Annotated in this window: 2 protein-coding genes; both read left to right on the top strand. The window is 72.1% G+C overall.

Going from position 1 to position 14,976, the window contains the following annotated elements:
* Positions 1–8 precede the first annotated feature (8 nt).
* Positions 9–12,836, top strand: coding sequence for a WXG100-like domain-containing protein (locus tag ACZ7SW_RS33600; RefSeq protein WP_470234389.1), 12,828 nt, complete (start codon positions 9–11; stop codon positions 12,834–12,836).
* Complete coding sequence (locus ACZ7SW_RS33595; RefSeq protein ID WP_470234388.1) at positions 12,833–14,968, top strand: YrhB domain-containing protein; 2,136 nt, start codon at positions 12,833–12,835, stop codon at positions 14,966–14,968. The genes ACZ7SW_RS33600 and ACZ7SW_RS33595 overlap by 4 nt, the downstream gene beginning before the upstream one ends.
* Positions 14,969–14,976 lie beyond the last annotated feature (8 nt).

The following is a 14,976-nucleotide window of genomic DNA, read 5'->3' as shown; positions in this document are numbered from 1 at the left end:
GCGGGAAGATGGCCCCCGGCGACGTCCAGGAACCGACCGAAGAGCTGTGGATCCGCGTCAAATCCGACTGGCTTTCGCGGCACGCCGGATGGCTCGACGCGATCTGGCCGCTGGACAGCGAATCCGACGCGCGGGAGCTGGGCGACGCCTGGGACCGCCTGCGGGACGCGCTGAGCACGCTGCACGACCAGGCCGGTCCGCACGCCGAGAGCCTGCACGAGACCTGGACCGACCTCGCGGGCGTCTCCGCGTACAACGCCTTGCACCAGTTCCTCGACGGTTCGTCCGGCGGCGAAGGGCTGGCCCAGCTCGCCGGGCACTGCCACGAACTGGCCGAGGCCTGCCGGAAATACGCGAAGGACCTCGCGGACATCAAGGGCGAGATCGTCGCGGACATCCTGATCAACGTCGCGCTTTTCGCCCTGTCCACGCTGATCGCCGGACCGGCGGGCGAGGCCTTTTTCGCGGCGAGGCTCGGCGCCCAGATCGCGGCCAAGGTCGCCCAGGTCACCGAGAGGATCGCCGCGGCCAGCCGGATGTCGCGGCTGGGCCTGGGCGCGCTCAAGTTCGGCGGCGAGCTGGCGCTGAACGCCGGGCGCGGGGCCGCGGGCGGCGGGGTCGGCAATCTGCTGGGCCAGGAGTTCAGCTCGTGGCGCGGGTACGGGGACGTCGACCCGGACAAGGTCAAGAACGCGATCAAGGCGGGCGCGATCGGCGGGGCGCTCGGGCACGCGGCGAACCGCACGGTGGGGAAGGCCGTTACCGACACCGCGGCCAAAAGCCTGGGAAAACTGCCGAAACTGTCCGACGACGCCGCCAAGCAGCTCGGCTCGGTCGCCGGCGCGAGCGTGTCCGGAGCCATCACCGGTGCCGGCACGAACTACGTCCTCGACCGCCCCATGGACGAGGGCGCCATCGCCGGTGCGGCTCGGGGCGGAATGCACGCGCTCGGGGCCAACGGCATGAAGAACACCTCTGAGCGGGTGACCGGCAATCCGCACCCGACCATCCGCGACCTGATCCAGTCCCACCTGCCGACGCCGCCCGACGGCGGTCCCCCGAACACCCCGATGCCGCCGCCCGAGCACGGCTCCCCCGCCCCGTCCGGCGGGGAAGCGCGCGGCTCCGCCGAACAGGCCAGCCCGGCCCAGCACCCCGGCGTGCACAACTCCGCCGAACAGCAGGCCTCGGCCCAGCGCGCCGAAGTGCCCCTCGCCGAGCGGGCCACCGGTACAGACGGCGTTCATTCCGGTGCGGGGCTGGCCCCGAGAGTCGACGCCGGGTCGTCCGGCGCGGAGGTGACGAACCTCGTCCGGTCGCCGTCCTCGGCACCGGCGCAGCTGCCCGCGCGAACCGCCACCCTCACGCCGCACTCGCCCTCGACCGCAGCTCCTCCGGCGAGGTCTGGTGACGCGCCCGCCCCGGCGCCGGTCAAGGACGCGGGGTCGGGCGGTGGGTCCAAAGGTGCGTCTCCCGGCAAGGACAGCGCGGCTGCGCCGGAGAAGTCCGCGGCGCCGCGCGCGGATTCGGAGGCTTCCGGTGCCGCCGAAGAGGGCCGTGGACGCTCGTCCGCCGAGACGGCCGAGACGGCTGCGGACGCGGCGGAGTCCAAGTCGGGGAGGGTGATCGACCTGGACTCGCGGCGGAATCCGGACTCCGCCGAGGGAGGCAAGGCGGTCGAGGCCGAAGCGAGGAAGGCTCCGGACGCGGAGAATCCGCCGCACGAGCCGCCTGGGTCGGTTCAACGGCCGGATGAGACGGCGGGACCGTCCGGGTCCGCCGCGAGCCGGAAGGAAGCAGCGCTGGCCGGATCGCCGGACGCCCGCACCCGGCCGACGGGGCCCTCCGCTACGGCACCCCACAGCGAGCCCACGCCGCTCCGACCGACCGGATCGCCGGACAACGGCGCCCGGCCGACCCGAACCGCCACGGCGACCCACAGCGAACCGACCCCACTCCGAACCACACGATCAGCAGACACCGGTGCCCAGCCGACGAAATCCGCCACGGCGACCCACAGCGAACCCACGCCACTCCGAACCACACGATCAGCAGACACCAACACCCAACCGACGAAAACCCCCACAGCGACCCGAGCCGAATCCGCGCCGCCGCGATCCGAGACCCCAGGCCGTGACGAGACCGCGCCCGCGGAATCTCCCACGGAGCTCAAGGATTTCCGGCCGAAGGAGACGTTCGCCGGGCGGGCCAAGAGGGTTCTGCTGTCCGAGCCCGAAGCCAAGCTCGCGGAACTGTCCGAGCGCGCCGCCTACGCGCGCGACCGCGGCATCGGCTGGCTCGGCGATCAGCTGCTCGGTTCGCTCGGCGGCCACCCCGACGGGCCGCGGCCGGGCGATCGGTGGTTCGACGTCGAGACCCGGCGCAACGAGGCCGAACTCGCCGACGTCCTCGGACGGCTGCGCGGGCTCGGGTACTCGCTGCCGGACCTGGCCGAGCAGGGCGTGGCGTCCCGGCACCTCGCGCTCGCCGACCGGATGGTGCACCGGGAACTCAGCGAGTCCGAACTCAAGCAAGCGCTCGTGGCCCGGACTCATCTGTCCTCCGCCGAAGGCCATCGCGCCCGCACGGCGTTCGACGAAGTGCTGTCGAGGACGGGCGACCTGCTCGCCGAGGCCAAAGGGTTGGAGGCCAAAGCCCACGAGGCAATAGCGGCAACGGCGAAGGCGGAGAATGCCGAGCCGCGACCGGTCGCCTTCACTATGCTTCACGGCGAGGGCGTCTCGGACGGGGAGCCGGGCACGCGAGCGGCGTTGAGCTTGGTTCCCGTCGTCACCGGGGCGAGCGAAGCACTGGCTACCGGGAATCGGCCCGCCGAGGATCATCCGCCGAAGTCCGTCGGAGCGCACTTGCCGGACGGCGAGGCGGCGATCTCCCCGGACCGGGCGCGGGCGCTGCCCGATCTGTGGGGCAACTACCGCGCGCGGGCTCGTTTCGGCGGGCTGTCCGCGCACTTGACGCTCCTGCACGACGCCGAGAACGGGAACCTGGACGCCGCCGGACGCCACGACTTCCGGCTGGCACTGCACGACTGGTTGACCGAGACGCCGACGCCGGAAGGAACCGGGCTGCGCGCACAGTTCCGCGCCGCCTTCGATCAGCTGGATCACCCGGGCGCTGGCCCGCATTCGCCTTCGGCTGGGCCGGAACCGGTCCGGACCGAACCGACGCTTCCCCGGGCGCGGTTGGGACAATCGGTGAGCTTCGCCGAAAGCCTGCTCGGCCCGGTGGTCGGCCCGGCGCCCGCGATCGTGACGGATCCGGTGCGGCCGTCGGTCGGTTTCCCCACGCGGACGCCCGTGCGGACGGAACCGTTCCCGAGTGTCGGCGATCCGCGCCCGCATCGGGTGGGCGACCCGGCACCGGTCCGGGTCGGCGATCAGCGGCCAGGATCACCGGCCCCAGACTCGCGTCCGGGACCATCGGCACCCGCCGACCCGTACCGCATCGGCGACGTCACCGCCGCCCCGATTCCGCAGCTACCGCCGGACTTCCCCGGTCGCGACGACCAGCCGGGCCCCGTCCCGGACGTGCGCTACCCGCAGCCCGGCATACCGGAGATGCCACCCGCAGTCCCCGCCGCTTTCCCTTACCCCGCCGAGAAAACAGTCACCCGGCCGGTCCGCGAGCGCACCGATGTCGTACCGCTGCGGCACGACTGTCCCGGCGAGACGAAGCCACCGCCACCGGTTCCGGACGAGGACGCCGACGAGCGCTTCGACCTGCCGCGCGAGGTCCGCGAGCTGCTCACCGAACAGGAACTCGCCGACCTGTGGGCGCTGGTCCGCGCCACCGGCGCCCGCCCCGGCGACGTCCTTCGCTGGATCGTCGACAAGGTCCTCTACGACCGCGTGCGCAAACCGGGCCGCGGGCTGCCGCACCAGGACACGAGCCTCGCGGACAAGCTCCGGTTCCTCGCCGCCGAACGGGAAGCGGACCGGCTCCTCGTCGGCGACCGGCTCGCGGAACTCACCGGCCGGCCGCAGGTGCGCGTCCAGGTCGTCGAGGAGGAGGAAAACCCCGGCAACGGCGCCGAGGGCATCTACCTGCGCTACGGCGTCCTCACCGCGTTGTCGTTCGCTTACGCCGAACTCGCCAAGCGGCAAGACCTGCTCGACCGCATCGAGGCGCAGCTCGCGCTCGCGAAGTCCGCGGCGGCCGACAGTCCGAAGCTCGCCGAACGAGCGTACGAACTCGCGTTGAAGCAGGCTCAGGAATACCTGGACCTGGTCGGCCCGGAGCTGGGTTTCCTCCACTCGCTCAGCCTTTCCGACGACGCGGAGCGAGCCGCGCTCGGTTTCGGCGGCGCGACGGATTTCCGGCCGCGCGGGCAGGTCCACGATCACGGCGAAACCATCGGGCTGGCCGAGTTCTCCTTCTCCCACGCCGACGGCGGACGGCGGAACGTCGTCGTGGCCCGGTTGCGCAGTCCCGGCTCCGCCGACCGCGAACGGCTGATCGAGAACGCGCGGCGCTATCTGCAAAACCAGCGATCCGGCGAGAAGAAGCCCTACATCGTCCTCAGCCGGGGATGGCGCAACGTCGGCGAAGCCAATCTCACCGAACTCACTGATGGCTTGCGGAAAATGGGCTTCGCAGCTGTTCTGTACAGCGATCCGGCCCGGCCCGCCGAAGAGTCGCGGGCCACCGTGCTGCACCTCGACGACGCAGTGCGCGCCGAATCGCTCGCGGCACCGGCGCATTCGGAGACACCTTGGCTGGGCAAGGTTTTCTCGGAACTGTGGAAGGCCGCTGGGGCCGAGGGAGAGCCCGGCTTGCGGCAGATCTCGCAGCTGCCCGCGAAGGACGTCGTGGACGTCCTGTCGTTGCTGCTCCGGCCCGACAGCGCGCCCGCCGCGCGGGATACGCATTTCGCCGCGCTGGGGCGGGAATTGGCGCGGCTGCCCGAAGATCAGCGTCAAGCGCTGCGGGACAAGCTGCAGTGGCTCGGGGAATGGATCGACGGACGGCCGCCCTGGAAACTGGCCTTCGAGGACGCTCGGGGACTGTGGACCGCGGCCGGGCTGCTCGCCGCGATGAACGCCGGAATGTCCATTAAGGACATTTGGCAGTTGGCCCCGGATTTCGGACCGTTGCACGCGAGCCCGGACGAGGAGGTCGCGGCCGCGGCGGTGCTGATCGACCTGGCCCTCCGCCGAACCGGGTTCGGCGACCTCTGGCAGCCCGGGGTCTTCGACGCACCAGCACGACCGGACGGCGACCCGGCGGCCTTCCCTGACTTCCCCGTCCGGGACGCGACTTCCGCCGGCCCGGACTATCACGTGGTCGTCGTACGGGCGGAGAGTCTCGACGAGCGCGAGACGGTGCTCGCCCGGTTGCGGCGGAATCTGGCCGCGAACGGCGCGCACCCCCAGTTCGTCGTGCTCACCGGCGAGATGACGGCCGGGAACCCCGAATCGCTGAGCGAACTGTCCCAGCAGCTGCTCGCCGAGGGCTTCGACGCGGTCGCGGTCCACCATCCTGACTCTCCGTTCGAAGTCCTCGCCGCGAGGACGAACCTTCTCACCAGCTTGACCGCGCACGCCGTCGGCCCGTCCCGGCCGACGATCGCGCCTGGACTCGCCGAATGGCTGTCCGGCAAAGCGGCGGCCCGGTACCAAGAGCACCTCGATCTCGCCGAACAGGCGCAGCGCGCGGTGGAAGAGGCCGAGCGCTCCCCCGCCGCGTCCCAGCCCCCGAACGCTGTCCAGCCCAACACCGTCCAGCCCAATGCCATCCCACCCAGCGTTGTCCAGCCCAGCGCTGTCCAGCCCGCAGCGGAAGCAGTGGCGGCACCGCTGCTCACCGCCGCCATCGAGATCCACACTCCGCTCAGCACCCTCCCCGCCGCCCGGCAGCGGCTGACCGCCGAGGACATCTCCCGGCGGATGCTGTCCGCCGCGGCCGTCGCTGCCGGAGTGCACGTCCTGGACAACGGCCCGTTCCCCCGTCCGTCGGACGACATCGTGTTCCTCGACCAGTCCGGGACCGTGTTCGCCTTCCAGGTCATCCCGACCCCGAACCTCGGATACGACCCGCGCAACCCGATCACCTTCCAGGTCTTCCGGGAGCCCACGGCCGGGCAGCCGCTGCCGCTGGTCGTCCTGCGGCTTCCCGACTGGCTGGCCCCGGACCTGGCCGTCCTCCCGATGGCCCACGCGATGGCCGCCGGTGCGGCGCTGCTCGCGGCGCACCGGCGCGGCGAGCAGGTTTCCCTGCCGGAACAGCAGTTCTGGCACGACCGGTTCCCCGGCACCGCCCCGAGGCCGACGCCGGCCGACCTCGGCTACGTCGCTCAGGTCGCCGCGCTCGGCGCGGAACTCGACCGGGACGGGACGAGTCGGCGCGACCGGCGACAGATGCGCGAACACCTGGCGCGGCTGCTTTCCTGCCTCGGCATGGCCGCGGACGATCCGCATGCCAGCGTCCGCCTCTCCGCGCTGGCCGCCTACAGCGCCCGCACGGAAGGCATCGACCGCGCGCTGGCCGTGGCTGACCGGTACCGCCCGGCCAAGGCGGTCGCGGGCTACCGCGTCACCCAGTGGCCCGTCGCAGACCCCGCCGTCGAAATCGGCCACCGACTCCCGGTGGACGCCCCGGCGCGCCGCTTCGGCCATGCCGCGGCGGTCGAAGCCGCGATCCGCGCGCAGGTCGGCAAGGCCGCCGAACGGACCGGAGTCCTGCTGGTGCCCGCCGGTCCCGACCTCCGCTACGACGTCTTCCACGACGGCCGCCATCTCTTCACCGCGGCGTTCCGTGTGCTGCCGCGCACCACGCTCGAATCGACCGGAGTTTCCGTGCATCCGGGCACCCGGACGCTGTCGGCCTACCTCCCGGCCCGGCTCCGGCCGCGGGACGTCGAGGAAATCGTCCGCGCGGCACTCGCCTTCGGCACGCGCTACTTCCGCACCGCGACCTGCGACCCGGGAACGCTCCGCCCGGACACCGACGCGGACCGGCTGCCGGAAAGCCCGGCGGACCGGGCACTGGAAGCCCGGCTCGAAGTGCTGGGCGACCGGATCACCACGGCTCCGGCCTGGCGGCCGCGGCACCGGCGGCAGCTGATCTCTCAGTTGCGCAGCCTGCTCGAACACGCGGGACTGGAAAAGCAGCTGCCGGACTACTCCTACCGCGTCGCTGCGCTAGGGGCCCACGCGCGCGCCGTCGTGGACACCTTCGCCGTGGAGCGGAAAGACACCGCTTACCCGACCACGGCGTTCACCATCGCGACCACGGTCGTGTTCGAGCAGCCCGCCACCGTCGCGATGACTGTCGCGCTTTCGATATCCGGGTTCGCGAGCGGGCACCCGGGAAACGGCATCGGCTACTTCGTGTTCGGCACGACGTCCGCGGTGCTGGGCGCGGCGATGACCCGGCGCTACGACATCGCCAGCGACAAACAGGCCGCGCTGAAGAAGAAGTACGACGAGATCCGCGCGAACGTCGACCGCGGCCGGGATCAGCACGAACTGGTCAACAGCTGGCACGAAGCGAACTTCGGCACTCCGCTGCGGAGCATCGGGGTGCCCGCCCCGGCGCAGCTCGAAAGCGCCGCACCGGACATCGCCCTGCCGCTGCGCACCCGGATCGTCCGGTTCAGCACCCCGCCGATGGTCGCGCTGGGAGCTGCCGCCGCGGTCGGGTTCCCGCTGGACATCGCGACCGGCTCGTTTTTCGCGCTCGTCGCGACCGGGGTGGGCGCGGCGGTCTTCCGGCCGCTCGCCGAGGGCTACACCCGACGGCGGCGCAAGGGCGCCGAGCTGGCGGCACACGACGCGATCCGGCGCGAACTGCACGAGTACGACCTCGAAGACGCCAAAGAGCTGTACCGGCAGCTGATGCACGCCCGCGCCGCGATCGAGGGCTTGCTGGCCGACGGCGTGATCCCCGATGCCGCGCTGGCCGAGCTGTCCCCAGCGCTTGCCGAGCGCACCGCGGTCGATTTCGCGGAGCACGTCACCGGTTCGAAGCTGATGGACGCCGTCGCGAGCTTCCTCCCCTACCTGCCGGACCTGTACAAGGTCACCCACCCGACTCTCCAGCCGCTCAAGGCGCTTCTCGAGCACTTCACCCCGCTGGAGATCCTGGCCGCGGTGGACCTCGCCAAACTCGGGGTCGCGGGCTGGATCTCCGCGCTGGCGGACAACCACCTCGCGGTGGGCGAGGTCAACAACAAGCTCACCCGGATCGCGATGCGGATGCGCGCCGAACGGGAAACCCAGCTGCCGGTGAAAATCCGGGACCGCGACCTACTGTTGCGGGACCTGGTGGGCGAAGCGCTCGCCGCGGTGGGAACCGCGAACGCGCGGCCGGGCGCGCGCTCGTCCGCAGTGGAGCGGGCGCTCGCGGAGATTCGCTCGAAGCCGCCGCTGCTGCCGAAACCGGTGTCCCGCAAGGCCGCGGTTTCCCGGCTGCGGTACGCGGCGGTCATCACCGCCAAATCGGTCACGGCGGGCGGGTTCACGGCCGGGGTGAGCGTGCTCGCCGGGGTGCCCGCCACGTCCGTGTGGGGCGGGGTCGCGGCCGCTGTCGCCGGGCTGCTCGCGGTCGTCGGCAAGCCCTACTACCGGATCCGCGAGATCCTGACCGACGACCGGGCGGGCACTCCGGTCGAGCAGCAGAGCGATCGCGACGCGGTGGCCAACGGCCACGTGATCCGGCTCCTGTTCGACACCGCCGGGCGAGAGCAAGGCGAACAGCCGGTGCTTCCCGCCGTGACGCCGCTTTCCGAATTCGAGCCGCTGACTTTCACTGAGGAAAGCCTCCGGTCCGGCGAATGGTCGGCGGAACTCCGGGAGAAGCTGGCCGCACTGGACCGGGCCGTCGAGAACGAACTGGGGCACTGGGGTTTCCGCCCGACGCTGGAGCGCCGCCAGGCCTTGCTGCGCGACGAACTGCCCCGCCTTTCCGCCCGGGCGAAGGCGCAGCTGGCCAAGTACGAAGGCAGCGAGCACGGATTCCTCGCCAACCACTTGGACGCGACGCTGCGGGATTACCTGCACACCGGAGAGGGAGATTTCGCCGCGCACGTGACGGAGGTCCTGCGGCAGCACGAAACCGCCGACGCGGAACTGCTCCACGGGCTGCTTTCCGTGGTGCGACAGTACGGAGGCACCGGAACCCTCTCCGCGAGGCTGGGAGAACTGGTCCGAGAGCACGACCGCAGCCGCCAGCTCGTCGACCGCGTGACGGAGCTGCTGAACTCCCGCCCCCGGGACGAGGAAATCGCCGCGTACGTGCAGCTCCTGGTGCACTGGCACGACAACAGCGGCGACGGAAGGCTCGCCCGGCAGGTCCGCGACCTGCTGCCGCAGCCGCAGCGGCTTCCCGGCGAACTGCGCCGGCTGCTGCTCCCGTTCGAGCACGAACGCACGCGGGCCGCCCAGCTCGCCGTGGCCGCGATCCGGGAACTCAACGAACTCCTCGACGAATACCAGGCGGCCAGCGACCCGATGCGGTTCGCCCGCCTCGAACCCCCGCCCGCGGAGCTGCCCGAACCGGATTACCGAAGCCCCGGGCAGGTGCTCGCCGACAGTCTCGCGAATCGGCCGGCCCCCGTCCGGACGGTGCTGGGGCTCCGGTTCCTCGCCGGCGTCGTGCCGGAAGACGCGGCGAAGCGGGCCCGGACCTGGACCGCCGGACAGCTCGCCGAGGCGAGGAAGGCGGTGGAACTGGCGATCTGGTCCGGGAAGAAGAACGGGAAGTACACGCTGCCCGCGGTCACCGCCGACACCGCGCCCGCCGCCGTGCTCGAAGCGTTGCTGCGCGAAGAAGTCCCGCTGCTGCGGGAAGTCAACCCGAACTACCGCGCGGCCCGCCTCGACCGCTACCGGTACCGGTCGAACTGCGTTTCCGCGACGAGTGCCTTCTTCCACCGGATGGCGGGCTGGGACACCACCGCCGTGCCCGCCGGACCGGAGCCGGAGACACTGGCCGCGCTCTGGCAGCGGCTCGGCGGAGCGTGGGAAGCCTACGGCAGCGAGTACGACCGGCTCATCGCCGCGATCTCCGGCCGCAAGGGGTTCGCGGGCGCGGTCGCGATCCGGTCGCTCAGCGACGACGGCACGATCGCGAGGCACGTGAGCGCGGTGATCGTCAGCGAGCGCACCGGGGTGCCGATCTTCGCCGACCCGATGACCGGATACGCCACGAAGCTGCCGGTCCGGGCGCTGGAGATCCATGTGCTCCCGGTCGATCTCGCCGCGCTGCGGTCGACGGAACCGGTCGCGCTGCCGCCGGCCGGGCTCGATCGCGTCCGGCCGGCCGAGCGGACCGAGGGCTATCACGGCAAACGGCTGCGCGCGGTCTACGACGTGCTGCGGCAATCGCCGCAGTTCGCGGGGAAGAACCTGCCGCCGCTGCCCGCCGAACAGCAGAGCCCGCCCGTCCACGTCCTGGCGCATCCGGTGTTCCAGCTCTGGCGGCGATCCCCGCTCGCGCGGGCGACCCGGACGCACTCCCTCCCCGCGATCGACGCGGGCACCGTGCCGAAGTCGCAGGCGGCCCGCTTCGTGCGGGAGGCGCAGCCCGGCTACGACCGGCCGGACCCGAACGCCTACGGCGCCGCGTGGGATCGCGACGGGCGGGTGGACCAGAGCTACCTCGCGTACTGGTTCGGCGGATTCTGGTTCCACAGCCACGATTCCTACGACAGCGTGATCATCGCGATGGCGGAACGGCCGCTCGGCGCCAGGGCTTTGCTGCACATCGTCACGACCGACCGCTACGACAACGAGTACCACCAGCTCGGCTGGGTCGCCCACGGTCCCTACGGCATCGCGTTCTTCGACCGGCTGGAAGGCAAGCTGCTGCGCCTGCCCGAGTATCCGGCCCGCCTTGCCTTGCTTCCGTTCACCGACGCCTTCCTGCCCTGGCCGGACGCGCCGCCGGAGTACCAGCCCGCGGCGGGCAAGCTGTATGTGCCGGACGCCCCGGAGCCGAGCCCGGGCGTCGACTTGCGGCGCCCGTACCGACAACCGCGAGCGACCCCCGCGCCTGGTCCGATGTGGACACCGGGGCACCGGGACCTCTCCCGGGATCCGCTGTTGTCCGGAGTGGACGAAGGACGCGGAGTCAAGTTCTCGATGCCTGGGCCGCGCCGCCCGCTCCGGCCGCCGATGCGCCAGGCACCGCATCCCGCCGGACCGCCTTCGGACGCGGCGAAACCGGCGCGCTACGGCCCGTACCACCGGCTGGAAAGCCGCAGCCAATCCCCGGAAACGGCGAAGCTGATCGAGGAGTCGAACGAGGTGTGGGGCCGAGAGCCCCGGCACGGCAGCAATCCGGCGGTGCAGGCGTGGAACGGCCCGCTGCCGCCGAACCGGCGCGGGGTCGAGTTCTACACCGACGTCAAGCCGCACTTCTACGGCAGCAAGACCGGGCTGCGGGAATGGCGGGCGGCACAAGGGATCCACGTGGACGACGAGTTCGCGAAGCTGGACGTCGTGGTCACCAGGAACACTCAGGTCGAGGCGGCGCCGGAACCGGCGGAGAACGTCATCCTCGCCGAAGCGGTGGCGGAGGTCGAAGCCCGCGGCCCGGAGGCGGTCCTGCGCGAGGACGCTCTCGCGCCGCCGCCTCGTCCGCTCGAACCGACTCCGACCCAGGCCCAGACACTCGACTCGATCCGCGAGAACGCCAGCGATCCCGTGCCGGCAAGGCCGCCCGTGGCCGATCTCGTCCGTTGGCTGGCCGAGGAAACCGGCGGCGCCGCCGGACCGGGTTCCGTCCGGTTCGACCGGGTGTCCTGGATCTACCAGGCGCTGGAGGTGCTGCGACGGGACGGCCCGGCCCGGATCACCGGCGTCGAGGACGGGTTCACCGCTCCTGACGCCACCGGACACCGCGAGATCCGGGTTTCCCTCCGCCTGCCCGACGGACGCCCGGCCGAACTCCGGCTCGGTCTGACCGCGATCGACGAGGTCGCCGGGACCGCGCGCGCACTCGGCAATTTCGCCCGCGCCGTCGAGGAAACCCAGCCGAGCACCCCGCACGACGAGGCCGTCGCGGCAGTCCTGCGCCGTCGGCAGCGCGAACTCTTCGAACAAGCCCTGCGCCGCGGCCTCCCCTCGCCGCCGCCCGCCGAACCGGAGTCCTTTGCGGACCCGGACGAAGCAATGCTGGCCGCCGCGGAGGTAGTCGGTCACGTCGAGTTCGGCGACAATCTCGCCAGCGCCAATGAAACCCACTGGCTGACCTACGCCGACGGTTCGCAAGCCATCTACAAGCCCGCGGAGGGCGAGTCCGGCGCCCTTGCCGTGCCGATTCCCCCTGGCGGGCAAGGGTTCCGGGAGAACGCGATGTACCGGCTGGCCCGAGCGGCCGGGTCGCGCGTCGTGCCGGTCACCGCGCACATCGACGGCCCGCGCGGCCCCGGTTCCGCCCAGCGGCGGATCGAGGGGCTCTCCCCCGCGCTCGACGTCTCGGACTACCCGATCGGGCAACAGCAGGAAATGGCGTACCTCGGCTACGTCGGGGCCAGTTCCGACTGCAAGGCGCTGTCCAAGGACGGAGACGTGGTCGCGATCGACAACGGGCAGAACTTCCCGGACTACGCCGACGATCTCATCGGGATCAACTCGCCGTTCGTGGCGGCCTGGCTGGACCGGCCGCTCGACCCTGGCCTGCTGGCCCGCGTCCGGGCGATCGATCCCGCCTGGCTGGTGCGGATGCTGCGGGCGAGCGGGATGAGCGAGTACGCGGCCGACGAGGCCCGGGACCGGCACGAGGAAGTCCAGCGGCTCGGCCGGATCGGTGGGCAGCAGTGGTCCGGCCGGATCTGGAACGGCCGCGAGGGATTGGCGAGGGACTACCGGTGACACACGAAGGAGCGGCGTTGGAAGCCTCGGAAGCGGCGGCGATGGTCGACCAGTGGCTGCGCACCGGCACTCCGGTCGACCTGACTGCCGGCGAGCACGCCGTGCGCGTCGACCGCGAACACGTGCTGCGCGTGCCGGAGGGCTGGTACGTGCCCTACGACTCGGCCCGCGCGCTGGACACCGGCGACTGGCTGGCGTCCCTGGTCCCGCAGCCCGCGCTCGTGGTGCGCGAGGACGGCGCGCTCCGGCGGCCCGACCTCGGCCCGGAGGGGCGGCTGCCGAGTTCGCCGGTCGCGGCGGGCGGCGGGACCGAGTGGCGCGAAGTCCTGGAGCCCGAGTTCGAACGCAGCGGCGTCGCCTACCTCGGCGTGCCGGCGGAAGCCGTCCTGGCCTGGCGCGAATACGCCGACGGCGAGCCGACCGGCGAAATCCGGATCAACCCCGAATACCGGCAGGGACCGGAACGGCTCGGGTACCCGCCCGCGGACACGCCGCTGGAGTACCTGCTCGGCTGCGCCGGAACCGGACGCTACGACCGTCCCCGCTACCTGGCCGGGCTGCTGAACGCCGAGGTGCTCGTCCCGCTCGATCCCGACCGCGGGCTCCCGCTGGAGCAGCAGTGGGAGGACGAACGGACGATCCTGCGGGTGTACAGCTCCCGGCGCAGGCTGCCGGTCGGCACGACGCGGTGGCTTCGCGCCGACGTGCTCTCGATTCTCGAAGACTTCCCCGGCGCGGGCCTGCGGATCAACCCGGGATCGTTCCCGGCCGACCGGATCACCGCCGCGGAATTGGCTCAGGCACGCGGCGACTGGCCGCAGTTGCGCCCGGCGCCGCGCGTCGTGGAGGTCTCGCCCGAGTACTCGGTGCGGGTGGCCGAGACCGCCCGGATGGTCGGCGAGCGGTTCGGACTGACGGAGCCGCTGGCCGGATTGTCCGAAGCAGTGGCGAAAGCCCGCGCGGCCGGGTTCGAACTGTCCGAAGTGGAGTGTGAGCGGTTCGTCGTCGGCCGGGCCTGGGAGCGGCACAACAGAGTGCGTCCCGGGGACCTCGACGCGCCGCCGGGACAGGAATGGCCCGAGAACCTCGCCGCCAACGGGCTGACCGCCGGTTACGACTCCCTCGGCCGCGTTCGCCCGCACGCCACGGGCTCGGGCAAGTTCTTCCGGCAGGACGCGGACGGCGTCGGCTTCCAGTGGCACCGCATCGCGGGCGCGTTCGCCGGGTTCGCGCTCGGGGAATCGCTCGGGCTGTCGGCGGACCAGTCGCCTGTCTCCGAGATCGACGCGGAACCCGCGCCGATCGGCCCGCTCGGTCCGCTGACCGCGCAGCTGCTGTTCCACACCGACGGTCTGCTGCGAGGGCTGCCTGACTTGCGCGAGACCGGCGCTCGCGCCCAACGTCGTTGGCAGGAAACGGAAACCGACGACGGCTGGCTGACGCGGGTGGAGGAATTGCGCTCCCGGGTGCCCGCCGCGCCCGACGACGTCAGCTTCCTCGTCCCGGGCCTGGCCGCCGCGCTGTGCGGAGGCGGACCGGACACCGACGAACGCACCGCGGCCGAAGCGGGCCGCCTCCTCGCCACGGGCGCCGGTGCCGACGAGGCCGCCGCCGACGCGGCCGCGGCGATCGCCGAACTGTTCGCCCGGCTGTTCCGGCGCGCCGACCCGGTCTTGCCCCCGCACGCACACGTCGAACAGATGCTGGCCGCGGGGTCGGTGTCCGGCCCCGTCGCCGAGGCACTGGCTCATGCCGCCCGGGCGCGGGTCGAGCTGATTCGCGCCGACCACGAGGAACTGGACGCGCTCGGCTCCGGGCACACCGCCGCGGACGCGGTCGGCCGGAGCATGACCGCGGTCTTCCGCCGGTTCTTCGACCCGTGCTGGACTTTGGTGTCGGCGATCCGCCACTCCGGCCGCAGCGCGATCACCGGCGCGCTGGCCGGCGCGGCGCTCGGCGCGCGGTACGGGATGCCCGGGCTGCCCGCCGGGTGGCTGGACCGCTTGGAGTCGCGCGACCTGGTGGAAACCGTCGCGGGCGACGCGTTCTGGCATTTCTCCGCACATCCGCCGCAGGCCGATCCCCGCTGCGCGGCGCAGTGGGAGGCCCGGTATCCCGGGGAGATCCGCTGAACCGCCGC

This window comes from Amycolatopsis sp. NPDC114484 (genome assembly GCF_055633755.1).
This window is presented reverse-complemented; position numbering and strand designations above follow the sequence as displayed.

Bases quoted from the DNA above. Each gene is read 5' to 3' on its own strand.
- ACZ7SW_RS33600 (WP_470234389.1), top strand. From the start codon at position 9: ATGGCCCCCGGCGACGTCCAGGAACCGACCGAAGAGCTGTGGATCCGC.